The following is a 23147-nucleotide window of genomic DNA, read 5'->3' on the forward strand; positions in this document are numbered from 1 at the left end:
AGTGCTCGCCGCGGGTCAGGAAGCGGCGGGGACGGCAGGCGGGCGTGTCGGCGGAGCGGACACGGACGCCGGCGTCGCCTGGGTCAGGTACGCCGTGAGGACATGCGCGACGACCACGGCGACGATGACCAGCGGCATCAGGGTCAAGCCCGAGGACAGCAACAGGGTTGCCAGCAGCACCGAGACGAGAGGCAGCCGGAGCATGACGACGCACATGGCGCCGATCCCCATCGCGGCGCCAGCCACCGACGGCAGCCCGGGCAGGTGCGAGAGAGCGACGCCTCCGGCGGCGCCGAGGTACATCGCCGGGAAGACCGGCCCGCCCCGGAAGGCGCTCAGCGACAGTGCGTATGCCAGGCCCTTGCAGAGCATGAGCAGCACGAGCGTCCCGACGGAGTAGTCGGCGGCGCGGAGGAGGAGCGGACCCAGCGCGGCCTCGCCGGAGAACAGCACGTCCGTCGGGCTCCGCCCCGACAGGGCGGCGTAGGTGATCGCCAGCCCGGCGACCACCAGCCCTACCAGCGGGGTGGCCAGCACCGGACGAGGCGCGACCCGGGCGTGGAGGGCACGGCCGAGGCGCAGGATCGCCGTCCCGACGAACGGGGCTGTCAGCCCGATGCCGATCGCCCAGGCGAACTGGGCGACGTCTGGACGGACGAGCCCGGGCAGGCCCGGGATGGCGAGCGACGCGGTGCCCAGGCCGGTCAGCGAGCCGAGCCCGATGATGACCAGTGCCCCGATGCCGGCGGCGAGCAGGCCGGGCACGAGCACGAGGCCCAGCATCGCGCCGCCCAGGGCAGAGGCCTCCATGAGCAGGAAGGCGCCGAGCAGCGGCGAGCCGAGCAGCAGGCTGATCGCGGCGAAGCTGCCCGCCGCACCCACCATCGCCACCGCCTGCGCGTCTGCGCCTCGCCGGAGGAGCCGCAGCGCCCAGGCCGCCAGTCCGGCACCGAGGGCGATGAGGGGGGCCTCCGGGCCGACGACGGCCCCGAGCCCGAGGCTGGCCAGGGCGGCGAGCGCGATGCCGAGGATCTCCCGGGGCGCCGGCGGCGGCCCCGAATGGATGCCCTCCACCGGGGGGTGACCGCCATGCCCGGGCAGGTACCGCACGCAGAGCCCGACGAGCAGCCCCGCCAGGACCAGCGGTGGCACCGGCCACCATGGCGGCGCGGTCCCGAGGCCGAGGACTTCCGGGAGGTCGTCGTAGACCCAGTGCTGCAGTCCGTGGACCAGCTGCAGGTAGCCGTACGCGACGGCGGAGATGGGCACACCCAGCGCAGCGCTCAGCAGCAGCAGCTTGATGTACCTGCGTGAGTGCGGCACCGACAGATCCAGCCCGGCGGGCGGCTGTGTCGGTGACTCGGCCGCCGTCGAGGCGGGCCGGATCACCCGCCGCCGCCGGCATGCATCAGATGTGAGGGCATGGGACCTCCGCGTGTACAGAGTGGCGGCCGTCATCCTCGGTCATGGCCCCGGAGCTCCTGGGGCGCCTGCCGCGGCGGGCCTGCCTTGCGGCCCGCGCAGCCCGGAGCGGAGAGAGCCTGGCGCCACGCTGTGAATCGGTGGGCGCAGGAACGTGTAACGGTGTGCCCTCAGGCAAGCAGGGCGGACTTCTGCAGCTCGAACTCCGCGGCCGTGAGGACGCCGGTGTCGCGCAGGCGCCCGAGCTTGACGAGCTCGTCCGCCGTCGAGGGGGTCGATGCAGGCGCGACGGACCTGATGTAGCTGGCAACCGCCTTCTCGCGCTCGACGGCATCCTCGTGCTCACGAAGCTGCATCTGCCCCCCGCGCGCGATGACATAGATGAGCACCCCGAGCAAAGGCAGGATCACGACGAGAAGTATCCAACCTGCCTTCCCCCAGCCCGAGAGGTCAGAGCTCCGGAAGATGTCACGGAAGATGGAGACGAGCAGGCTGATCCAGGCGAAGAAAAGGAAGAACCACAGCATCGTCAAGAACAGTCCGAGCAGCGGATAGTTCTCCATGGGAGCTTCCCCGATCATGATCGTGCCGTCAGTGCGTTCCACTCGATATTGCGCGCCCTGACCGGTACGCGTCCTCGTCCGCGCGGGGTGATCCGCCTGACCCTGGCTCCCCGCGCAAACGGATGAGGGTCACAGGTTGCTTGCCGGACACCTTCAGCCGGAACGGGCCGAGGTGGGGCTCCCGGTGGCTCGGTCCCGCATATCCCTGAGCGCACGTAACCCGGCGGCGGTCTGCAGCGGGGTGACCGGCGCCCTCAGGTGCCGGTTGCGGCCGGATTCACCTGTACCGGGTGATTTCGTGTGCTCGGTGCGGGGGAATCATCGCTGGAGCCGGCGCCCGCTGATCGACTGGTTCCGCGGCGCCTGGGTGTGCTCCGGCCATCACCACCCGGTGCCGGCGAGCGCGTGATCGCGAGGAGCTGAGGGACCATGTCTCACACCGTCCCACTGAGTGCGGGCGAGCGCGCCGAGCTCGAGCGCCTGCGGGCGGAGGTCGCCGCGCTGCGCGCGCGGCCTGCGGCGGGCGGGCACGGCGCGGCGCGCTCACCCGGGCGCGGGCGCCGCCTGCGGACCGTCGGCGCCACCCTCGTCATTGTGCTCGGCTGCGTCCTGGCCCCATTCTCGGTGGTCACCACGTGGCTGGACACCCAGGTGACGGACACCGACGCGTACGTCAAGACGGTCGCGCCGTTGATCGAGGACCCGGCCGTGCAGCGAGCCCTGTCGGCTGCCGTGACGAACGCGGTGTTCGACGCCCTCGGGATCGAGGAGACCACCACTGCCGCGCTGTCGTCGCTCGCGGGACGCACCGATCTTCCGCCCGAGATGCAGCAACGGATCGAGGGCCTCGCCGTCCCGATCGTCAGCGGGGTCCAGGGCTTCGTGCGCACGCAGGTGAACACCGTCGTGGGCTCGGACCAGTTCGCGGTGACCTGGGCGCAGGCCAATGCCATCGTCCACCGGCAGCTGGTGGCCGTCCTGACCGGGGACACCCGGGAGGGGGTCTCGGTCGTCGACGGACAGGTGAGCATCGACATCGCGCCGTTCGTCGAGCTCGTGAAGGAACGGCTCGTCGAACGTGGCGTCACGGTCGCCGAGCGAATCCCGACCATCCATCGGTCATTCGTGCTCTTCACCCTGCCCAACCTGCCCGCCGCCCAGACCGCCTTCGGCCTGCTCAACACCGCTGGGGCGGTGCTGCCCTACGTGACCGTCCTCGTCCTCGCCGGTGGCGTCCTGCTCGCCCGGAACCGGCGGCGTGCCCTCGTCGGCGCGGGCATCGGCATCGCGGCGTCGATGCTGGTCCTGGGCGCCGTGCTCGCGCTCGCCCGCACGGGCTATCTCAACGCGGTGCCGCCGGACCTCCTGGCCCGGGAGCCGGCGGCCAGACTGTACGACACGCTGGTGCGGTTCCTGCGAACGGGGCTGCGCGCGACCTTCGTGGTCGGGGTCGTCGTCGCGGCCGTGGCGTACCTGACCGGCCCCTCCGCCGCGGCCGTCGGCGTCCGGCGGGGCCTCTCGCGAGGGTTGACCCGGGTGCGGGAGCTGTCCGGGGCCCCGGGCGGTCTGGCCGGGCCGCGCCTGGGCGCGCGGCTGGGGACCTACCGCACCATGATCCGGATCGTCGTGCTGGTGCTCGCCGCCCTGGTCATCCTGTTCTGGGACCGCCCCACCCCGGCCGATGTGATCGTGGTCGCCGGCGTGGCTGCCCTGCTCCTCGTGGTCCTCGAGGTGCTCGCAGCCCCGGCCGCGGCCCCGCTCGAAACGGTCCCAGCTCCACCACGAACGTGACGGGCGCCAGCCGATGGTGGCGAGCCCCTCCACCAATGTGGCTCCGAGGACCCGGCTCAGCCCCCTTTCGTCCGTGCAGGATGAGGCGGTCGGCCGCGGACACCGTGCATCGTCAAAGCGGAGACGGCGAGGGCGCCTGGGCGTCAGACCGCTCCCCGGACAGACCCACGGAAGGAGCGCACGATGACCGACGACCTCGACCAGACTGGGCCTATCGACTACCTGGTGGTGGAGTTCCGGGGCGACCGGATGACCGGTGAGGCCTTCCCGTTGCTGGTCGACCTCGTCGACAGGGGCCTGATCCACATCCTCGACCTGATGTTCCTCCGGAAGGATCCGGACGGATCGGTTGTCCCGCTCACACTGAGCGAGCTGGTCACGAGCGACGGGTACGACCTTTCGGTCTTCGAAGGTGCCTCATCGGGCCTGGTGGATGAGGACGACCTCGAGGCGATACGGGACGTCCTCGAGCCGGGAAGCGTTGCCGGCATCTTGGTCTACGAGAACGTCTGGGCGGGCCCGTTCGCCTCGGCGCTGCGGCGAGCCGGCGGGGAGCTCGTGGCGAGCGGCCGCATCCCGGTGCAGGCACTGCTCGCGGCCCTCGACGCCGCCGAGTCGGCCACCTGACGAAGATGTCACCTGACGAAGATGTCACCTGACGAAGATGTCGCCTGACGAAGATGTCGCCTGACGAAGACAAGGGAAGAAAATGTCTGGTTTGCTCAGAGGAATCGCACGGACCGCCGTCGTGGCGGGTACGGCGACATCGGTGTCGAACCGCGTCTCGCGGCGACAGGCTGGCCGGTGGGCCGCGCAGGACGCACAGTGGGCGGCCCCGCAGGAGGCCTACGTCCCGACTCAGCCGGCATACGCACCGCCGCAGTTCGAGCCCCCGGCCCAGGACATGGACGCCAAGCTGGCCCAGCTCAAGGAGCTCGCGGCGCTGAAGGAGCAAGGCATACTCACCGACGCAGAGCTTGAGGTGCAAAAGCGCAGGATCCTCAGCTCCTGAGAGAATCTCTCTTCCGATCGTGCCGACCATGTTCGTGCGTGAACGCGATCGGGGTCGACCTGGGCTTGGCGTGTGTGAAGTCGCGAGGGCCGAGTACCGGCTTGGTGGGCCCCCGCGTCCGTCCTCACTGTTGCCCCTCGGTCACGCCTCCTCCGGGACGTCCTCGTCGTCGGGCCGTGGCTCTGCCGAGGCGGTGGCCGATCTGCGACGCTGGCCCAGGGCCAGGAGCGGGTACAGCAGGACCGACAGCATGCCCGCGCCGACCATCGAGGCAGCCGTCGCCTGCTGCAGGACGCCATGGTCGGCGCCGATGTCGGTGATCGCCACGATGATGGGCAGCGCGGTGGCACCGAACAGCACGAGGGCCCGCCTGTCCGCCGCGGTCGCCCCCGGGGGCGCCGCGATGAGGTTCGGCAGGCCGCGCACCACGAGTAGGAGCACGAGGAAGACGGGCAGCAGGACCAGTGCGCGGGTGTCGTCGAGCAGGGCCCGCAGGTCAAAGGTGATCCCGGTGTAGATGAAGAAGACCGGAACCAGGAACCCGAAGGCCACGGCTTCGATCTTGCTTTCGACGCGGTGCGCGTCTTCCGGCAGGGCACCGGCCAGCAGCAGCCGGAACAGTATGCCCGCCGCGAATGCCCCGATCAGCATGTCCAGCCCGAGCCAGATGCTGAGTCCGACCAGCAGGGCGAGCACGAGGATCACCAGCCGGATGGCGAACTGGCCGCTGGTGTGCAGGGTGGTGGAGATCAGCCGGTGCATGCCGCGGTGCTCGCCCCGGCTGGCTGCATACATACCTGCTGCGGCGATGACGGTGAACGCGAGCAGCACGACGGTGGCCCGTCCCGGGGTGCGCCCGGACAGGAAGAGCGAGATGGCGATCAACGGCCCGAACTCGCCCGCCGCACCGACGGCGGTCACGGCGGTGCCGAAGGGGGTGCGCATCTCACCGGCGTCCCGCAGCACCGGCATGATCGTGCCCAGGGCCGTGTTGGCCAGGGCGATGCCGACGAACACCCCGGCGGCCGCGGTCGGAGCCAGGATGAGGCCGGCGGTGGTGCCGATCGCCAGCGACAGCAAGAAGCCCACGCTCGCGCGCTTGATCGGCCGACCCTTGATGAGCTGGAAGTCGATCTCGCTGCCGGCCATGAAGAACAGCATGGCGAGGCCGAATTCGGCCAGGATGTCGATGAACTCGCTGGTGCCGACCCAGCCCAGGACTGCTGGGCCCAGCACGAGGCCGAGGACGATCTCGAAGACCACCAGCGGGATCTTGGCGAATCTGCTGAGCAGTGCGGCAGACACCGGGGCGCAGACCGCGATGGTCGGCACCAGGAGCAATGTGGACAGGTCCATCGGCACAACTCCCTTGGCGACGGTGCGACCGCTCCGTGTGCCGATCATCGTGGGCAGGTCACGGTGGCGCCTCCTGCGGGCGGGGTGAGCGTGGCCCCGACCGCCGGCGGCCCGTCCCGCGGAACGGCGCCATCGAAGTCAGACGAGGTGGTCCCATGCGGACACCACGGACTACGGCGACGCGGGATTGTTGTGCCGCGAGCCGGCCAGGAGCAAGAGAACCTCCAGATGGCCACCGGGGCAGGCGGTACGCCGCGGTGGGGTGGCCCTGAGCGGCCCGCCCGACGTATCGGACACGGAGCAGACAGTCAGCCGCCGTGCGGTCTGACCGTTGATCTGACCGATCCTGAGCCACTCCGAGTAAACCCCGGAGGCCGGCGACAACGACCTTCCATGTGGCGACCGCCTTGCTGGTTCCTTCCGGCTCTCCGGGCGGGTATGACCGCGCCGTGCGTCGATCATCGTCGCCGGGTCAGGGTGGCGCCTCCTGCGGGCGGGGGTGAGCGTGGCCCCGACCGCCGGCGGTCGGTCCGGCAGGCGGCGTCCCGCATCAGGACGATCGCCGCCAAAGTCCGCAATGCGTCCGCAAGATTCTAGCGACGTGCCGTAAGGGGACGAGAGTCGTCCGGGAGTCTTTTCGCTGGTCAGACGGTAAGGCTCCTTCTTGACCAGCGTGAACACAAATCCCTGAATCCCCTCATAGTTCGTCGGTCGCGGGTTCGAGTCTGCCGGGGGCACTATCTGCGTCAGGTCGCGTGCGCGACGCGGGAGTCACCGACACACAGGCCGGCCAAGGGGCGGCGCCCGCTCCCACGTAGGCTGGGACGGTGCCTGACACCTGGACCGCCCCGCCACCCGACTGGGACGAACCACCGCCGGACGCGTGGGACGAGTGGGACCAGCACGATGGCGACCTCGTCGAGGCCCTGGCCGCCGGCCCTGGCGCCGCCGCACCCATCCGGGCCGTCACGGCTGCCCGCGCGTCCGCCTCCTCAGCCCTCGAGGCGCTCACCAGCGTGTGGGGCTTCGACGCGTTCCGGGGCGAGCAGGCCGAGATCATCGAGACCGTCGCCCGCGGCGACGACGCCCTGGTCCTCATGCCAACCGGTGGCGGCAAGAGCCTGTGCTACCAGATCCCCTCCCTGGTCCGGGAGGGCACCGGCGTCGTCATCAGCCCCCTCATCGCCCTCATGCACGACCAGGTCGACGCATTGGAGCAGCTTGGCGTGCGAGCCGCGTTCCTCAACTCGACCCAGTCGGCCGACGAGCGTCGCGGTGTCGAGCGGCGACTCCTCGAGGGCGAGCTCGACCTGCTCTACCTCGCCCCCGAACGGCTGCCCGCGGCGGCCGACCTGCTCGACCGGGCCGGCATCGCCCTGTTCGCCATCGACGAGGCCCACTGCGTGGCCCAGTGGGGTCACGACTTCCGGCCCGACTACCTCAGGCTGTCAATGCTGCACGAGCGCTGGCCCGCCGTCCCACGCATCGCGCTCACCGCGACGGCCACCGAGGAGACCCGCGAGGAGATCGTCCGCAACCTCGACCTCGGCGACGCGCGTGTCTTCGTCTCCAGCTTCGACCGGCCCAACATCCAGTACCGCATCGCGCCCAAACAGGACGCCAAGGGCCAGCTCCTGCAGATCATCGAGAGCGAGCACCCCGGCGAGGCCGGCATCGTCTACTGCCTCAGCCGCGCCTCCGTCGAGCGCACCGCCGAGTGGCTCACCGGCAAGGGCGTCACCGCGCTGCCGTACCACGCGGGCCTGCCGGGTGAGACGCGCTCGCGCAACCAGGCCCGGTTCCTGCGCGAGGACGGCGTCGTCATCGTGGCCACCATCGCCTTCGGCATGGGGATCGACAAGCCCGACGTCCGCTTCGTCGCCCACCTCGACCTGCCGAAGAGCATCGAGGGCTACTACCAGGAGACCGGACGCGCGGGCCGTGACGGCCTGCAGTCGACGGCGTGGCTCGCCTACGGGCTGCAAGACGTCGTCCAGCAGCGGCGGATGATCGCCGACGGCGAGGGGGACCGGCAGCGCAAGCGCGTGCAGTCGCTCCACCTCGACGCGATGCTCGCCCTGTGCGAGACGGTGCGGTGCCGCCGGCAGCAGCTGCTCGCCTACTTCGGCCAGCAGAGCAAGCCGTGCGGCAACTGCGACACCTGCCTCACCCCGCCCGAGGCCTTCGACGGCACGGTCCCCGCGCAGAAGCTCCTCTCGACGATCGTCCGGCTGCAGCGCGAGCGCGGCCAGCAGTTCGGCGCGGGGCACCTCGTGGACATCCTGCTCGGCCGCGAGACCGAGCGGACCGTACGGTTCCGGCACACCGAGCTCAGCACGTACGGCATCGGCACCGAGCTCGGTGACCAGGAGTGGCGCGGCGTCGTACGGCAGCTGCTCGCGCAGGGCCTGATCGAGGTCCAGGGTGAGTACGGCGTCCTCGTCATCACCCCGGCCGCGGGCGAGGTGCTCGGCGGCAGCCGCGAGGTGCGGCTGCGCCGCGAGCCCGAGCGCGTCCGTGCCCCCCGCAAGGCCAGGACCAGGGGCGCCGCCCCGGCCGAGCTCGACGAGCCGCAGCAGGAGCTGTTCCAACAGCTGCGTGCCTGGCGCGCCGGGGTCGCGAAGGAGCAGGGGGTGCCCGCCTATGTCGTCTTCAACGACGCCACCCTCGCCGGCATCGCCCAGAGCCGACCCGCGAACGCGGCGCAGCTGCGCGGCATCACCGGCGTCGGCGACGCCAAGCTCGAGCGCTACGGCGCCGCGATCCTCGAGGTGGTCGGCGCGGCCGGCTGAGCGAGGCGCCGCCGGGCCCACTGGCGCAACCTCCACGCCCGCTACGACCTGGAGATCGAGGCAACGGGAGGCGCGACCGGCCAGACCCAGGCTCCGCCGTACCGGCGGCGTGGGAAGGGATCCGTCTCGCCGCACGTTCCCACGTAGGACGTACGTGAACAGGAGGGCGAGCAGCAGTGCTCTCGAAGAACTCCGTGGCGGCTGACCCGTTGGTGCAGCTCGTGGACTGGCTCGCGGAGGCCCGACGGGCCCGGGTAACCGATGCCCTCGAGGTGACTCTCGCGACCGTGGACGAGCGTGGCGATGCCGACGCGCGCGTCGTCGTCGTGCGTGAGATCGGGGATCACGGACTGACGTTCTACTCCGACACGCGCTCCCGCAAGGGCGTGCAGCTCGCGACCGGTGGGCGGGCGGCGATGGTCGCCTACTGGCCGGGGATGAGCCGGCAGGTGCGCCTGCGCGGAGAGGTGATGGTCCTTCCCGCCGCGGTGAGCGAGGCCGCGTTCGCTTCCCGGGCGCGTGGTGCGCGGATTGGGTACTGGGCCAACCACCAGTCACAGCCCATCGCCGACCGCGGAGCCCTGGTCGCCCAGCTAGAGGCCGCCGTGCACCGCTTCGAGGGCCGGGACGTTCCCCGGCCCGACCACTTCGTTGTCTGGGCGCTGCGTCCGGACTTCGTCGAGTTCTGGCAGCGCGGCGATCTTCACCTGCACGACCGTGTGGCCTACACCCGCGTCGCGGATCGGTGGCAGACCGAACGTCTGCAGCCTTGACGGGTCCTCCTGAGGCGGCGCTGGGCGCCGCTACCCATATCGTCGTCGCGCACAGCGGGCGCTAGCATGACCGGACTGGCTCGTGCCCCGCGGGCCGCGCACCCGCCCGCGGGCCGATCCGCGTGGGGTGCCCGCACACCGTCACGGACGGGAGCGACATGGACGTCGAGCCCCAGCAGGGCACCGACCTGCGCGCAGCCATCACCGAGGGCCGCACGGCCCTCGGCATCGAGCTCGGGTCCACGCGCATCAAAGCGTGCCTCGTCGGCCCCGACGGCTCCGTCGTCGCGACCGGCAGCCACGACTGGGAGAACCAGTTCGTCGATCGGACCTGGACCTACTCACTGGGTGCCGTCTGGACGGGCCTGCAGGAGTGCGTCGCCTCGCTGCTCGCCGACACCGAGCGGCAGCATGGCGTGCGTCCCACGACGTTCGGCGCACTCGGCGTCTCGGCGATGATGCACGGCTACCTCGCCTTCGACGTCGACGGCCGGCTCCTCGTCCCGTTCCGCACCTGGCGGAACACGACGACCGAGCGAGCCTCGACCGAGCTCACCGAGCTGTTTCGCTACAACATCCCGCTGCGCTGGTCGATCGCCCACCTCTACCAGGCCGTCCTGGACGACGAACCGCACGTCGCGCAGGTCGCGTCGCTGACGACGCTGGCCGGATATGTCCATCGGCGCCTCACGGGGCGTCACGTGCTGGGGGTTGGTGACGCGTCCGGCATGTTCCCGGTCGACCCAGCGACCCGCGACTACGACGGTGGCCTGCTGGCGCAGTTCGACGAGCTCGTGGCCGAGCGTCGCCCGGGAGGTCTCGCGCTGCGGGCGCTCCTGCCCGAGGTGCTCGTCGCTGGGCAGGAGGCGGGCCGGCTCACCGAGGAGGGCGCCGCGCTGCTCGACCCGACCGGCACGCTGCTGCCTGGCATCCCGCTGTGCCCGCCCGAAGGCGACGCCGGCACCGGCATGGTCGCTACGAACGCCGTCGCGCCCAGGACCGGCAACGTCAGTGTCGGAACCTCGATCTTCGCGATGGTCGTGCTCGAGCGACCGCTCGAGCGCGTGCACCACGAGCTCGACGTTGTCACCACGCCGGCCGGTGACCTGGTCGCGATGGTGCACTGCAACAACGGAGCGAGCGAGCTTGGTGCGTGGGCCGAGGTTTTCGGCCGCTTCGCCGCGGCGCTGGGGCAGCCGGCCGAGCCGGACGCCGTGTTCGGCGCGCTGCTGCGCGAGGCGCTGAACGGTGACGCCGACGGCGGCGGGCTGCTCGCTTACAACTACCTGTCCGGCGAGCCGATCACCGGTCTCGCCGAGGGGCGCCCCTTGGTCGTCCGGACGCCGGGCAGCCGGCTCACCCTCGCGAACTTCGCGCGCACGCAGGTGTACAGCGCCTTCGCGACGCTGAGCCTGGGCATGCGCGTGCTCGAGGCCGAGGGCGTTGAGCTCGACACCTTGTTCGCCCACGGCGGCATGTTCCGGACGGCAGCGGTGGCGCAGCGGCTGCTGGCCGCCGCCGTCCGGGCTCCGGTAGCCGTCGCGCGGACCGCGAGCGAGGGTGGGCCGTGGGGGATGGCCGTGCTCGCGGCTTACCTAACGGCCGACGAGCAGGATCTGGGCACCTACCTCCGCACGCGGGTCTTCGCCGACGCCGCCGTGGACGTCGTCGAGCCCGACGCCGCGGACCTCGAGGGCTTCGAGGCCTTCCTCGAGCGCTACGTGGCGGGTCTTGCGATCGAACGGGCCGCCGTCGAGGCGACCGCGCAGCAGGGCCAGACGCAAGGAGGCCGGTCATGACAGCGCGCGTCCTGAACACGTACCCAGGTGCGCGACCCTTGCCCAAGCCCTCATGGCACGTCGCCCGGAAGTGGCTTCCGCCGCGAGGCTAGGGTGAAACATGCGACCCGACACGATCGCGCGGCTCGCCCGCAGCGGCAAGATGTGGCCGATGGTCGCCGTCATGCGCATCATCCGCGGCTCCTACCGCGCCGCGTTCCTCGGCACCGCCTTGGGGGAGGGGCTGCTCCAGCGGCTCGCTACCCCGGCCACCTTCGAGGTACTCGTGAAGGAGCTCGGCATACCTCCGCACACCCGCGAGGGTCTGCGCGCTTGGCTTGCCCTTGGCATCCGGCTCGGGGATCTGGGGCTCGACGAGCGCGGATACCGGCTGCGCAGCCGACTGGCACGCAGGCTCGCCCGCCCCGGCAACGACCCCATCGCGGCGCTGCTCGAGCAGGTCTCGGTCATCGATCATCGGTACATCACGCAGATCCCCGCCCGCGCTCGTGCCGGGAAGCTGTTCGCGATGGCGGAGACGGACGACTCGGTCGTCATCCGTGCCTCGCGCGCCGGCGAGGAGCTCATCCACGAGGCGATCGACCTCGTCGTCCCACCCCGAGGCCGGCTCCGCCTGCTGGAGGTGGGCTGCGGCACCGGCACGCACATCCGGCACGCCGCCCAGCGCAACCCCGACCTCACCGCGGTCGGGCTGGACATCGACCCGGCCGCAGCGGACGTCGCGCGCGCGAACATCGAGCGGTGGGGCCTGAGCGACCGAGTCACCATCGACACCGGCGACATCCGCACCTGGACGGGCCAGGGCGCCGACGTCGCCACGCTGCACCAGAACATCTACTACTTCCGCGATCGAGTGGCCGCGCTCGCACGGATCAGGACCATGCTGCGGCCGGGCGGCGCCTTGCTCGTCACCTCGATGGCTGGCGGCCGCAGCGCGGGGGTGGCGAGCCTGAACCTGTGGGGTGCGATGACCGAGGGCGCCACACCGCTGCCGTCGGCGAGCCAGGTGGCCGCCGACCTCGACATGGCCGGATACGAGCGGGTGGAGACGGTGAAGCTGGTGCCCGACGGGAGCTTCTACGCGGTCATCGGCCGCGGCTGAGTGCTGCCCACACAGGTAGGTCCCGGCCGAGCACCACCATCGAGCGGTGCGAGAATGGCCGCGTCTCACAGTCGCAGCGGGGTGATGCCATGGGCCAGCCTCGGGTGCTGATCTCGGGTGCCAGCGTGGCGGGCCCGGTGCTGGCCTACTGGTTGCACCGGTTCGGCTTTCGACCCACCGTGGTCGAGCGGACCGCCGAGCTGCGCGCGGGAGGCGGCGGTCACGCCGTCGACCTGTTCGGTCCGGCCCTTGACGTCATGGACTGGATGGGTGTCGGGGACCAGGTGGAGCGCGCCCGGACCACAACCGAGGTCATCGCGCTGGTCCGTCCCGGGCGACCCTGGGTTGAGGTGCCCGCGGAGATGCTCAGCGAAGGGGTGTCGGAACGCCACATCGAGATCATGCGCGGCGACCTCGCTCGGATCGTGTTCGATGCGACCCGGAACCAGGTGGAGTACGTCTTCGGTGACTCGATCACGGCCCTGCAGGACGAGGGCGGCGCGGTGCGGGCGACCTTCGAGCACGCCGGTCCGCGACACTTCGACCTGGTGGTCGGGGCGGACGGCCTGCACTCGATCACCCGACGCCTCATCTTCGGGCCGGAGGAGCGCTTCTCGCGGTTCCTGGGCGGCTACCTGGCAGTGTTCACCGTGCCCAACCACCTGGCCCTCGAGAACCGCATGATCGGCCTCAGCGTGCCGGGCCGGACCGCGTGGCTGTACCCGGTCGGTGATCGCACCCACGCGCGAGCGGGTTTCTTGTGGCGCGCACCGCGACTGCACGACTACGACCGGCACGACCTGGATGCGCAACGCCGGCTGCTGCACGAGCTCTACGGCGATCTGGGGTGGGAGGTGCCCCGGCTGCTCGCGGGGCTGGACCGGGCCGACGACCTCTACATGGACTCGATCACTCAGATCGTCATGCCGACGTGGACGGGGGGTCGGGTGGCCCTGGTCGGTGACGCCGGCTACTGCCCGGGCCCGGCAGTTGGCGGCGGCACCAGCTTGGCGGTGATCGGGGCGTACCTGTTGGCCAGTGAGCTCGTCAGGGCCGGCGGGGACCCCACCGACGGGTTCGCCGCCTACCAGCGCGCTCTGGAACCCGTCGTGCGACACAGCCGCTCGATCGGGCCCGCCGCGATCGACCTGGTCATCCCGGCGACGCGCCGGCGGATCTGGATCCTGGCGCAGGCGATGCGCCTGCTGCCCCGCCTCCCGCTTGTGGTGCGGCGCAGGATCACCACCGGCGGCGGCAGCGCCTCGGCCATGCTCGACGAGGCTCGCCTGACCCCACCAGACCTGCTGCCGCGACTGACCGGGCTCAGCGGGCGGTGACCTTGCCCGTCAGGGAGGCGACGGGCTGGAGGAACATCGGCCGGGCCAGCACCCACCCGACGACGACGACCGCGAGCGCACCGGCGAAGAACCCGAAGCCCGTCCAGCCGGCGTCGTCGCGGGCGGCGAAGATGTGGTTGAGGTTGCGCAGGGCGCCGGTCGCCATGACGAGGGTGACGTGCGTGACGATGAACAGGACGAAGTAGACCATCACCGGCAGGTGCAGCTTGCGGGCCAGGTCGACCGGGAAGACCTTCCCGGCGCGCGTCCACCGCTTCGACCACGCCGACGACATGCGGAAGCCCGTGATCGCAGCCAGCGGCGCCGCGACGAAGATCGTCACGAAGTACGTCAGGGACTGCAGGGCGTTGTAGTGGATCCAGCCGTTCTCGGTCGGCCAGTCGAGGGACAGGTACTGCAGGCCCACCGAGGCGGCGTTGGGGAGCACCTCCCACGTCGTCGGGACGATCCGCAGCCACTGCCCGGTGGCGAAGAGGAGGACGACGAACACGGCGCCGTTGAGCAACCACAGGGCATCGAGCGAGAGGTGCAGCCACAGGTCGAGGCTGATCTTCGTGGGGGCGCCCTTGGTCCGGGGGAACCGCTTGTTGTTGCGGGTCCAGTACGCCTCAGGCCGTCGGGTCGTGCGGACCTGCCACCCGGTCCGGATGATCAGCACCATGAAGAACAGGTTGAGGAAGTGCTGCCAGCCGGCCCAGGCCGGCAGCCCGGTCGGCGCGGCCGCCGGCACCGCTCCCGTGCCCGGGTAGCGCTCCACGAACGAGGCCACCGCCGGGAGGCCGATGAGCCATCGTGCGGCGAGCACCGCGATCGCGAGGCAGCCGACAGCGACAAGTGCTGCGAGCAGGGCCCGGGAGGTCCGGCTGGTCCTCTTGGCGGTCGATGTCGTCACGATTGCTCCCTACTGTTCTGGCGGTCTGGTCGCCGGGTCGTGCGCGTCGGCGACGGCGCGGCGGTGGCGCCGGCACCGGCGGCCGGGCGAGCGAACCAGCGCTTCCACATCGACGGCGGTCAGCATGCGTTCAGCTCTCGAACGAGTATGGCTGAGTGCGGCTCCTCAGGAGAAGAGCGTTAATCCGCGGTGGCTCCCAAGCAAAAGTTAGCATCGGGGTCCCTGCCGGGGCTGCGCGCGACCGTGGTGAGCCCGGACGACGACGGCCCCGCCGATCGCGCAGATCGGCGGGGCCGGGAGGCGTCGACGGTCAGCCGACGAGCGCCCCCGCCCGGCGGGCGCCGATCTCCTCGGTGAGCTGGGGGAGGATGGTGAAGAGGTCCCCGACCACGCCGAGGTCGGCGAAGTCGAAGATCAGGGCGTCGGGGTCCTTGTTGATGGCGACGACGGTCTTGGCGGACTGCATGCCGGCGCGGTGCTGGATCGCTCCGGAGATGCCCACGGCGATGTACAGGTCCGGGGACACGGTCGCGCCGGTCTGACCCACCTGCGTGCGATGGTCGACGTACCCGGCGTCGACGGCGGCACGAGAGGCGCCGACCGCCGCGCCGAGGGCGTCGGCCAGGTCCTCGACGAGGGCGAAGCTCTGCCTGGACCCGAGTCCGCGGCCGCCCGAGACGACGATCCGCGCCGAGCGGAGGTCCGGGCGGTCGGTCGCCGTCGCCCGCGCGTGGCGGGCCACGATCCGCGCGCCGGAGCCGGCCGACGGCGTCAGCCTGACGACGCGGTGAGCGGCGGCCGGCGGTGCGGCGCCGTCGCGGGCGCCCGGGGTGACGCCGATGACGGGGACCGACCCGGGCCGGGTTGCCGCCGTCACCACGTACTCGCCACCGAGCACCTGCTGGGTCGTCGTCACCCGGCCGTCGACCAGGGCGACGTCGCTCGCGTCGGGCGCGAAGCCGCCGCCGAGCCGGACGGCGAGCCGGGCCCCCGCCTCACGGGCGTCGGGGGAGTCCGGGACCAGGACCGCGGCGACGTCGGACCCTGCGGCCACGGCGGCCTCGAGGGCGTCGACGTGCGGCGTGACCAGGAAGTCCGTGCCCTCGGCGACGTAGACGGCTTCCGCGCCGAGGGCGGCGAGCTGCTCGACCAGCGGGTCGACGGCGGTGCCGGGGATGACGGACAGGACCGCGGCGGGGGTGCCGAGGTCGGCGGCGACGGCAAGCGGGGTGGTGACGGCCGGGTCGACATGCCCGCCGGTCAGCTCGGCAAGGACGAGGATGGTGCTCACGGTGTTCTCACTTTCCGATCAGCTGGTGCTCGGCGAGGAAGTCGGCGATCCGGCGGGCGGCGTCGCCGTCGTCGGTGACGACGTCGCCCCTGGCCCGCGGGGGCTTCTCGGCGACCGAGGTGATGGTCCAGGCGGCGTTGGCCGCGCCGACGGCGGCGGTCTCCAGGCCGAGGTCCGCGAGCGTCAGGACTCGCTTCGGCTTCCGCTTCGCCCCCATGACGCCGCGGAAGCTCGCCACGCGGGGCTCGGCGGCCTTCTCCGTCACGGACACCACCGCCGGGAGGTCGGCCGCCACCTCGTAGGTGGTGGACCCGGCGTCGCGCCGGCCGCTGACGCCGGTACCGGTCACGGTGGCCTCGGTCAGGTACGTCAGGTGCGGCACGCCGAGCCGTTCGGCGAGCATCGCCGGCACGGCTCCGACCTGACCGTCGGTCGATGCCGCACCGGCGACCACGAGGTCGAACCCGGTGGCACGTGCGGCGCCGGCCAGGACCGCGGAGGTCTGCACGGCGTCGGACCCGGCGATCGCGTCGTCGAGGACGTGGACCGCCTCGTCGGCGCCGATGGCCAGGGTCTTCTTGAGGGCGTCCATGGCGTCATCCGGTCCCACGGTGAGCGTGACCACCTCGCCGCCGACCGCGTCCCTGGTCTCCAACGCCCAGGCAAGCGCGCGAGAGGTGATCTCGTCGATCACCCCGTCGGCCCTGTCGATCTCGCCCGTGACCGTGTCAAGGCGCCTCGGCTCCTCCGTGTCCGGCACGTACTTCACCAGCACCAGAATCTTCATGCGGTTCACGCCTCCTCGTTGACGGCGGCCCACCGCGGTGGCGGCGGTGCTCCTGCGTCACCGAGTATGTGCGGGCTCACTTCCCCTGGAAAAGGCCTAGAATCTAGGGTGCTTCCCAACATCTGATTAGTTGGTCGGGCTCGGAGGGCCAGCCACGCCTGTCGATGTCGACGACCGGGAGGACCAGCGATGAGCGCGACGACGCGCCCTGGCGACAGCAACGACAGCACGACACCGGGCGTCGAGGCCGACCCGGCCGTCCCGCATCTGGTGCCCTTCACGCTGCGCCAGCTGCAGATGTTCGTGACGGTCGCCGAGGCGGGGACGATCAGCCGCGCCGCCGAACGGCTCTACGTCTCCGAGACGGGGGTGTCCCTGGCGATCAACCAGCTCGAGCGCACGCTGGGCGTGAAGCTCCTCAACCGGCGACGGGCGCACGGCGTCACCGTGACCACCACCGGCCAGTCGGTGCTCGCCTCCGCGCGCCAGATCCTCGGCGAGGCGGGAGACCTCTACGAGGAGATCTCCGGCACCGGCGACCTCACCGGCGGGCTCTCGCTCGGGTGCTTCCCCAGCATCGGACCCACGATGATGCCGTTGCTGGTACGGACCTTCCTCGAGAACCACCCGCACGTGGCGCTCAGGTTCCGGGAGGACTCGCCCGAGGTGCTCCACACCGACCTCGAGGCCGGACTGCTGGACCTCATCGTCACCTACGACCTCGGCCTGCCCCAGAACGTCCGGCAGCTTCCGCTGCTCGACCTGCGGCCGTGCGTCCTCGTCGGCGAGGACCACTGGGCGGCGCACCGGGAGGGACCCGTCGACCTCGCGGAGCTCGCCGACGAGCCCTACGTCCTCCTCGACAACCCCGTGAGCGCCAACCACAGCCTCTCTCTCTGCCGGTCCGCCGGCTTCGAGCCCCGCGTCGGCTACAAGTCGCAGAACTTCGAGACCGTGCGCTCGTTCGTGGGCCGGGGCCTGGGCTGGACCATCAACCTCATGCGGCCGAAGGTCGGCACCACGCACGAGGGCCTGAGCATCGTCACGAAGGAGATCACCGACGACGTCGGGGCCGTGCGGATCGTGGCCGCCTGGCCCCAGGGTCGTCCGCTGAGCCGTAACGCCAAGGCCTTTCTGGAGCTGGCGCGGGACGTCGTCCCCGACTCGATGTAGCGGCGCCCGCCGCGCATTCCAAAGGTGCGGTTGGGAAACAGCGCGGGATTTTGTCCCTTTTCGCGGTATGTGGCGCGAAACATACTCGACCGTGCGCCAGAGCCGGCGCCAGCCCGAACCGGGCCGAGGCCGGCGCAGCGCCGTCCGAGCCACCCGGCCACCGGTCACGACGAGGGAGTCATCCATGCAGTCCACGGCGTCGCCCGTCATCAGTCCTCCCGTCCTCTTTCATCCCGAGCACGAGGAGTTCGCGTCCTGGGTCCGTGAGTTCGCCGCGCCCTTCAGCGACGGCTACCTCGCGCGGGCCCACAGCGAGGAGTTCCCGTGGGACCTCGCCAAGGACATGGCCGCGCAGGGCCTCCTGGGCCTCGGCACGTCGGAGGAGCGCGGCGGGTCCGGGCGGCTGGGGGAGGAGCTGACCAAGGTCCACCTCGGCATCGCCCACGAGGAGCTCGCATACGGAGACTTCTACCTCTCGCAGCTGTCCTACACGTGCAACCTCATGGCGCCGCTGCTTGAGCGCTTCCTCCCGGCCGAGTCCGCCGACGAGTGGGTCCCGGGCATCGTCCGCGGCGAGCACATCGTGGCCTTCGGCCTCACGGAGCCCGGCAGCGGCTCCGACGCGCAGGCCATGCGGGCCCGCGCCGAGCGGGTCCCCGGCGGCTGGAAGCTCAACGGCGAGAAGACCTCGATCACGTTCGCGCCGCACGCCAAGGCCATGGTCGCCGTCGTGCGCGTCCGCGACGAGAACGGCGATCCGGGCGGCGTCACCGCTTTCCTGGTGCCGCTCGACGCCACGGGCGTCACCGTCCAGAAGTTCGCCGACCCGGGCTGGAAGCCGCTGGGGCGCGCCGCCGTCTTCCTCGACGACGTCTTCGTCCCGGACACCCTGCGCGTCGGCGGCGTCGGCGACGCCTTCCGGCTCGTCATGCGCGAGTTCGACTACACGCGCTCGGTCATCGGGCTCATGTCCTCGGGCGTGGCCCGCAAGGCCCTCGACATCACCATCGGCTACGTCAAGCAGCGCGAGGCGTTCGGCAAGCCAGTCGCCGCGTACCAGGGCGTCTCCTTCCCCATCGCCGAGCACGCCACGAAGCTCGAGGCCGCCCGCTGGCTCAGCTACCGCGCCCTCTCGCTCGCCGACGCCGGGCAGAGCTTCACGAAGGAGGCGGCGATGGTCAAGTGGTGGGTCAACCAGGTCGCCCTGGAGGCCATCCACGACACGATCATCCTGCACGGGCACACCGGCTACTCCGAGGAGATGCCCCTCCAGGCGATGTACCGCGACGTCGCCGGCCTGGAGATCGGGGAGGGCACCCCCCAGATCCAGAAGCTCGTCATCGCCCGCTCCCTGCTGGGCAGGGAGGCGACGGCATGACGGCCCCCGCGGCCGGGCGCGCCCTCGAAGGGCTGCGCGTCATCGACCTCACGCAGGCTCTCGCCGGGCCGTTCTGCACCTCGCTCCTGGCCGACCAGGGCGCCGAGGTCATCAAGATCGAGCCGCCGCGCGGCGACATGCTCCGCAAGACCGGGCCGTTCGCCGCCGACGACGCCACGCGCCCCATGGGCGGCGTCTTCCAGAACGCCAACCGCAACAAGCGCAGCGTCGTCCTCGACCTCAAGGTCCCCGCGGCGCGCGAGATCCTCCTCGACCTCGTCGACGGCGCCGACGTCCTCGTCGAGAACTTCTCCAAGGGCGTCATGGACCGCTTCGGACTCGGCTACGAGACCCTCTCCGCCCGCAACCCCCGCCTGGTCTACACCTCGATCCGCGGCTTCGGGGACGACCGGGGCGGCACCAGCCCCTACAGCCACTGGCCGGCCTTCGACATCGTCGCCCAGGCGATGGGCGGCCTCATGAGCATCACCGGCACCGACGCCGACCACCCCGTGCGGGTCGGCTCCGGTGTGGGCGACACGGTGCCGGCGCTGTTCGCCGCGTTCGGGACCATGTGCGCGGTCGTCGAGGCCAGGCGCTCCGGCCGCGGTCAGTACGTCGACGTCGCCATGGTCGACGCCGTGCTCGCCGTCTCCGAGGTCGTCGTCAACAACTACGCCCACACCGGCGACGTGCCGAGCCCCATCGGCAACCAGCTGCGCGGGTTCGCGCCCTTCGACGCGGTGCCCGCGAAGGACGGGACCGTCACGCTCGGCGCCCCGCACAACCCCCAGTGGGCGAAGCTCTGCCACATCATGGGACGTGCGGAGCTGGTCGACGACCCCCGCTTCGCGGACGACCACGCCCGCTGGGTCAACCGCGACGCCGTCTACGAGATCGTCACCGGCTGGACCCGCCGGCACACCGTCGCCGAGCTGATGGGCCTCCTCGGCGGGAAGGTGCCGCTCGGCCCGATCTTCGACGCCGCGGACATCTTCGCCGACCCCCACTTCGCCGCCCGCCAGATGCTCCCCACGGTGGTCAACCCCGGGACGGGCCGCGAGGTCGCCGTCACCGGGGTCGTCCCCAAGCTGCACCGCACGCCTGGAAAGGTCGCCCGCCGGGCCCCGCTGCTCGGCGAGCACACCCTCGAGATCCTCCGCGAGCTCGGCTACGACGACGACCGCGTCGCCGGCCTCGAGTCCGCCGGCGCCGTCGCCGTCGCCACCCAGAAAGAAGGAGCTTCCTCATGAAGATCACCCGCATCGAGCTGACCCCGGTCTCCACGCCCCTGGTGAAGCCGTTCCTCATGCCCGGCACCCGCATCACGCACATCCACAGCGTGCTGCTCAAGATCTACACGGACACGGGCCACGTCGGCTTCGGCGACTCGGGCGACACGTCGACGTGGTACCGCGGCGAGACGCAGGACTCGATGATGGCGATGATCGGCGACCACATCGCGCCCCGGTCCCTGCTCGGCCAGGACCCGCTCAGCATCGAGAAGATCGTCGGCGAGATGGACACGTTCGTCCGCGACAACAACCAGGCGAAGGCGCTCGTCGACTTCGCGCTGCACGACCTCAAGGGCAAGGTCGCCGGGATGCCGGTGTACCAGCTGCTCGGCGGCAAGACCGCCGACGCCTCCGTGCAGGGCTGGGTCGCCTCCGCCGGCCCCGCCGAGCAGATCGCCGCCGAGGCCCAGCACGCGCTCGCGCAGGGCTACAGCCTCATCAAGATCAAGAGCAAGGGGTCCGTCGAGGAGGACGTGCGCAACGTCGCCACCCTGCGCGAGGCCATCGGCGACGACGTCCGCCTCGTCGTCGACGTCAACGGGTTCTGGAACTACGACCAGGCGCTGACGGCCCTGCGCAAGCTCGACAAGTTCGACATGTACTGCATCGAGCAGCCCCTGCCGCACTGGGACATCGAGGGCCTCGCCCGCCTCCGCCAGCGGGTCGGCACGCCAATCTTCGCCGACGAGTCCGCCCAGGAGCTGCACCACCTCAAGGAGATCATCGACCGGCGCGCCGCGGACGGTCTCTTCATCAAGATGCAGAAGGCCGGTGGCCTGCTCAAGGCCCAGCGCTGGCTCACCCTCGCCCGGCTGGCCGACCTGCCCGTCATGAGCGGCTGCATGATCGGCTCCGGCCTCGAGGCGAGCCCCTCCGCGCACCTCATGATCGCCAACCAGTGGGCGTCGCAGTTCACCCACGAGAACCTCGGGCCGATGATCATCAACAGCCAGTTCGAGAACGAGCAGCAGCCGATCACCCAGGACATCGCGGCGAACGTGCCGCTCTTCAAGGACGGCAAGCTCTACCCGAACGAGGGACCCGGCTACGGCATCGAGCTCAACGAGCAGTTCATCGCCGACAACCGCACGCCCGGCAAGTCCGTCAAGACCGTCGCGGCCGAGCCCGCGGCCGTGCTGGTGTGATGGCTGCCGGCCACGGCCCCCTCGCGGGGATGCGCGTCGTCGAGCTCGGCGGCCTCGGGCCCGCGCCGTTCGCGGCGATGCTCCTGGCCGACCTCGGCGCGGACGTCGTCCGCATCGAGCGTCGGGGCGCCGGCTTCACCATGCCGATCCCGGACGAGCTCGACACGCTCCAGCGCGGCAAGGACCGGATCACCGTGGACGTCAAGCACCCCGACGGCCGCGAGCTCGTCCTGCGGCTGGTGGACAAGTCCGACGTCCTGCTCGACCCGTACCGCCCAGGCGTCGCCGAGCGGCTGGGCATCGGCCCCGACGCCTGCCTCGAGCGCAACCCCGGCCTGGTCTACGGCCGCATGACCGGGTGGGGCCAGGACGGCCCGCTCGCCGCCCGGGCCGGCCACGACCCGACCTATCTGGCGATGACCGGCGCGCTGCATGCCATCGGCCGGGCGGGCGGTCCGCCGCAGCTGCCGCTCAGCCTCGTCGGGGACTTCGGTGGCGGCGCGATGTATCTCGTCACCGGCGTCCTCGCCGCCCTGTGGGAGCGGCAACGCTCCGGGCGCGGGCAGGTCGTCGACGCCGCGATCGTCGACGGCGTCGCGCACCTCATGGCCTCGCCGTACTCGCTGCTCGCCGGCGGCGCGTGGAACGACGAGCGCGGCACCAACCTCGTCGACTCCGGCGCCCCGTTCGTCGACGTCTACGAGACCGCGGACGGCCGGCACGTGGCGGTCGCCGCCCTGGAGGCGCCGTTCTACGCCCAGCTCCTCCGCGGGCTCGGCCTCGAGGACGACGAGGACCTCCCCGGCCAGTGGGAGCGCGCCCGGTGGCCCGAGCTGCGGGAGCGGTTTGCCGCCGTGATTGCCGCCCGCACCCGAGACGAGTGGTGGGACGTCTTCCGGGACACGGACGCCTGCGTCGCCCCGGTGCTGTCCATGGCGGAGGCGCCGCGCAACGAGCACCTGCGGGCCCGCGGCGTCTTCGTCGAGCGGGACGGGCACGTCGAGCCCGCACCCGCCCCTCGGTTCAGCCGGACCGCGCCGCCTCCGCCGCGCCGGGTCAGCCCGCCGGACACCGTCCCGGCCGCGGACGTGCTCGCGAGCTGGGACGCCCCGCACGCGCCGCTCACCTCGGGTGCGCTGCGCCAGCCCGCGCCCACCAGCTGACCTACCGACCCTGGCTCACCGACCCGGCGGCGCTCCCGCCCCTGGCACCCATCCC

At 71.4% G+C, this 23147-nt stretch carries 19 protein-coding genes; 13 read left to right on the forward strand and 6 right to left on the reverse strand.

Features of this window, described 5'->3' with window-relative positions:
* Positions 1-15: 15 nt before the first annotated feature.
* Both EJK16_RS05950 and EJK16_RS05955 read right to left on the reverse strand, forming a co-directional pair.
* A complete protein-coding gene (locus EJK16_RS05950) occupies positions 16-1323 on the reverse strand; it encodes a chloride channel protein (RefSeq protein WP_205739618.1) in 1308 nt (435 codons plus the stop codon).
* 269 nt (positions 1324-1592) lie between these two features.
* Positions 1593-1985 carry an SHOCT domain-containing protein gene (locus tag EJK16_RS05955; protein WP_127127304.1) on the reverse strand — a complete coding sequence of 131 codons (393 nt, stop codon included), beginning with the start codon at positions 1983-1985 and terminating at the stop codon, positions 1593-1595.
* 429 nt (positions 1986-2414) lie between these two features.
* Here EJK16_RS05955 and EJK16_RS05965 point away from each other — a divergent pair, with 429 nt between their 5' ends.
* The 3 genes from EJK16_RS05965 to EJK16_RS05975 all read left to right on the forward strand — a co-directional run bounded on the left by EJK16_RS05965 (position 2415) and on the right by EJK16_RS05975 (position 4788).
* A complete protein-coding gene (locus tag EJK16_RS05965) occupies positions 2415-3776 on the forward strand; it encodes a hypothetical protein (RefSeq protein WP_164737211.1) in 1362 nt (453 codons plus the stop codon).
* Positions 3777-3959: 183 nt separating this feature from the next.
* Positions 3960-4403, forward strand: a complete 444-nt coding sequence (locus EJK16_RS05970) for a DUF6325 family protein (protein WP_127127310.1) — start codon at positions 3960-3962, stop codon at positions 4401-4403.
* An 82-nt stretch (positions 4404-4485) separates the two neighbouring features.
* Positions 4486-4788: an SHOCT domain-containing protein gene (locus tag EJK16_RS05975; RefSeq protein ID WP_127127312.1), complete on the forward strand. Its 303-nt coding sequence runs from the start codon at positions 4486-4488 to the stop codon at positions 4786-4788.
* 141 nt (positions 4789-4929) lie between these two features.
* Here the strand turns inward: EJK16_RS05975 and EJK16_RS05980 are convergent, their stop codons facing one another.
* A complete protein-coding gene (locus tag EJK16_RS05980) occupies positions 4930-6144 on the reverse strand; it encodes a cation:proton antiporter (RefSeq protein ID WP_205739619.1) in 1215 nt (404 codons plus the stop codon).
* Positions 6145-6971: 827 nt separating this feature from the next.
* Between EJK16_RS05980 and recQ the strand changes: the two genes are divergently transcribed.
* The 5 genes from recQ to EJK16_RS06005 all read left to right on the forward strand — a co-directional run bounded on the left by recQ (position 6972) and on the right by EJK16_RS06005 (position 13947).
* Positions 6972-8936 (forward strand): DNA helicase RecQ, encoded by a 1965-nt coding sequence (gene recQ, locus EJK16_RS05985; protein ID WP_127127314.1) that lies wholly within the window; start codon positions 6972-6974, stop codon positions 8934-8936.
* 176 nt (positions 8937-9112) lie between these two features.
* On the forward strand, positions 9113-9709 hold the full coding sequence (locus EJK16_RS05990) for a pyridoxal 5'-phosphate synthase (RefSeq protein ID WP_127127316.1): 597 nt from the start codon (positions 9113-9115) through the stop codon (positions 9707-9709).
* A 158-nt stretch (positions 9710-9867) separates the two neighbouring features.
* Positions 9868-11508 carry a xylulokinase gene (locus tag EJK16_RS05995; protein WP_127127318.1) on the forward strand — a complete coding sequence of 547 codons (1641 nt, stop codon included), beginning with the start codon at positions 9868-9870 and terminating at the stop codon, positions 11506-11508.
* A 100-nt stretch (positions 11509-11608) separates the two neighbouring features.
* Positions 11609-12610 (forward strand): cyclopropane-fatty-acyl-phospholipid synthase family protein, encoded by a 1002-nt coding sequence (locus EJK16_RS06000; protein ID WP_127127320.1) that lies wholly within the window; start codon positions 11609-11611, stop codon positions 12608-12610.
* 89 nt (positions 12611-12699) lie between these two features.
* Positions 12700-13947: an FAD-dependent monooxygenase gene (locus EJK16_RS06005; RefSeq protein WP_127127321.1), complete on the forward strand. Its 1248-nt coding sequence runs from the start codon at positions 12700-12702 to the stop codon at positions 13945-13947.
* Here the strand turns inward: EJK16_RS06005 and EJK16_RS06010 are convergent.
* The 3 genes from EJK16_RS06010 to EJK16_RS06020 form a co-directional block, all read right to left on the reverse strand.
* The gene (locus tag EJK16_RS06010; protein ID WP_370275960.1) at positions 13934-14860 is read right to left on the reverse strand and encodes a cytochrome b/b6 domain-containing protein; all 927 of its coding nucleotides are present in this window, start codon (positions 14858-14860) and stop codon (positions 13934-13936) included. The genes EJK16_RS06005 and EJK16_RS06010 overlap by 14 nt on opposite strands.
* A 310-nt stretch (positions 14861-15170) precedes the next feature.
* Entirely contained in the window at positions 15171-16151 is a 981-nt protein-coding gene (locus EJK16_RS06015) for an electron transfer flavoprotein subunit alpha/FixB family protein (RefSeq protein ID WP_127127325.1), read from the reverse strand.
* A gap of 7 nt (positions 16152-16158) precedes the next feature.
* A complete protein-coding gene (locus tag EJK16_RS06020) occupies positions 16159-16938 on the reverse strand; it encodes an electron transfer flavoprotein subunit beta/FixA family protein (protein WP_127127327.1) in 780 nt (259 codons plus the stop codon).
* Between the two features lie 189 nt (positions 16939-17127).
* On the opposite strand from EJK16_RS06020, the gene EJK16_RS06025 reads away from it, so the two are divergent.
* From EJK16_RS06025 to EJK16_RS06045, 5 genes are all read left to right on the forward strand, one after another.
* The gene (locus tag EJK16_RS06025; protein ID WP_127127329.1) at positions 17128-18111 is read left to right on the forward strand and encodes a LysR substrate-binding domain-containing protein; all 984 of its coding nucleotides are present in this window, start codon (positions 17128-17130) and stop codon (positions 18109-18111) included.
* Positions 18112-18295: 184 nt separating this feature from the next.
* Complete coding sequence (locus EJK16_RS06030) at positions 18296-19489, forward strand: acyl-CoA dehydrogenase family protein (protein WP_127127331.1); 1194 nt, start codon at positions 18296-18298, stop codon at positions 19487-19489.
* Positions 19486-20742, forward strand: a complete 1257-nt coding sequence (locus tag EJK16_RS06035; RefSeq protein WP_127127333.1) for a CaiB/BaiF CoA-transferase family protein — start codon at positions 19486-19488, stop codon at positions 20740-20742. Before EJK16_RS06030 ends, EJK16_RS06035 begins: the two co-directional genes overlap by 4 nt.
* Positions 20739-21929, forward strand: coding sequence for a mandelate racemase/muconate lactonizing enzyme family protein (locus tag EJK16_RS06040; protein ID WP_127127335.1), 1191 nt, complete (start codon positions 20739-20741; stop codon positions 21927-21929). The genes EJK16_RS06035 and EJK16_RS06040 overlap by 4 nt, the downstream gene beginning before the upstream one ends.
* Positions 21929-23092 carry a CaiB/BaiF CoA-transferase family protein gene (locus tag EJK16_RS06045; RefSeq protein ID WP_127127337.1) on the forward strand — a complete coding sequence of 388 codons (1164 nt, stop codon included), beginning with the start codon at positions 21929-21931 and terminating at the stop codon, positions 23090-23092. The genes EJK16_RS06040 and EJK16_RS06045 overlap by 1 nt, the downstream gene beginning before the upstream one ends.
* Positions 23093-23147: the final 55 nt, after the last annotated feature.

The sequence above is a fragment of the Georgenia sp. SYP-B2076 genome (genome assembly GCF_003991205.1).
Lineage (GTDB): Bacteria > Actinomycetota > Actinomycetes > Actinomycetales > Actinomycetaceae > Georgenia.

What these genes read in the sequence shown, in the direction of transcription:
- EJK16_RS05970 (WP_127127310.1), top strand. Translation starts at nt 3,960, where the DNA reads ATGACCGACGACCTCGACCAGACTGGGCCTATCGACTACCTGGTGGTG.
- EJK16_RS05965 (WP_164737211.1), top strand. Translation starts at nt 2,415, where the DNA reads ATGTCTCACACCGTCCCACTGAGTGCGGGCGAGCGCGCCGAGCTCGAG.
- EJK16_RS06045 (WP_127127337.1), top strand. Translation starts at nt 21,929, where the DNA reads ATGGCTGCCGGCCACGGCCCCCTCGCGGGGATGCGCGTCGTCGAGCTC.
- EJK16_RS06000 (WP_127127320.1), top strand. Translation starts at nt 11,609, where the DNA reads ATGCGACCCGACACGATCGCGCGGCTCGCCCGCAGCGGCAAGATGTGG.
- EJK16_RS05955 (WP_127127304.1), bottom strand. Translation starts at nt 1,985, where the DNA reads ATGGAGAACTATCCGCTGCTCGGACTGTTCTTGACGATGCTGTGGTTC.
- EJK16_RS06035 (WP_127127333.1), top strand. Translation starts at nt 19,486, where the DNA reads ATGACGGCCCCCGCGGCCGGGCGCGCCCTCGAAGGGCTGCGCGTCATC.
- EJK16_RS06025 (WP_127127329.1), top strand. Translation starts at nt 17,128, where the DNA reads ATGAGCGCGACGACGCGCCCTGGCGACAGCAACGACAGCACGACACCG.
- EJK16_RS06040 (WP_127127335.1), top strand. Translation starts at nt 20,739, where the DNA reads ATGAAGATCACCCGCATCGAGCTGACCCCGGTCTCCACGCCCCTGGTG.
- EJK16_RS06020 (WP_127127327.1), bottom strand. Translation starts at nt 16,938, where the DNA reads ATGAAGATTCTGGTGCTGGTGAAGTACGTGCCGGACACGGAGGAGCCG.
- EJK16_RS05995 (WP_127127318.1), top strand. Translation starts at nt 9,868, where the DNA reads ATGGACGTCGAGCCCCAGCAGGGCACCGACCTGCGCGCAGCCATCACC.
- EJK16_RS06030 (WP_127127331.1), top strand. Translation starts at nt 18,296, where the DNA reads ATGCAGTCCACGGCGTCGCCCGTCATCAGTCCTCCCGTCCTCTTTCAT.
- EJK16_RS05975 (WP_127127312.1), top strand. Translation starts at nt 4,486, where the DNA reads ATGTCTGGTTTGCTCAGAGGAATCGCACGGACCGCCGTCGTGGCGGGT.
- EJK16_RS05980 (WP_205739619.1), bottom strand. Translation starts at nt 6,144, where the DNA reads ATGGACCTGTCCACATTGCTCCTGGTGCCGACCATCGCGGTCTGCGCC.
- EJK16_RS06005 (WP_127127321.1), top strand. Translation starts at nt 12,700, where the DNA reads ATGGGCCAGCCTCGGGTGCTGATCTCGGGTGCCAGCGTGGCGGGCCCG.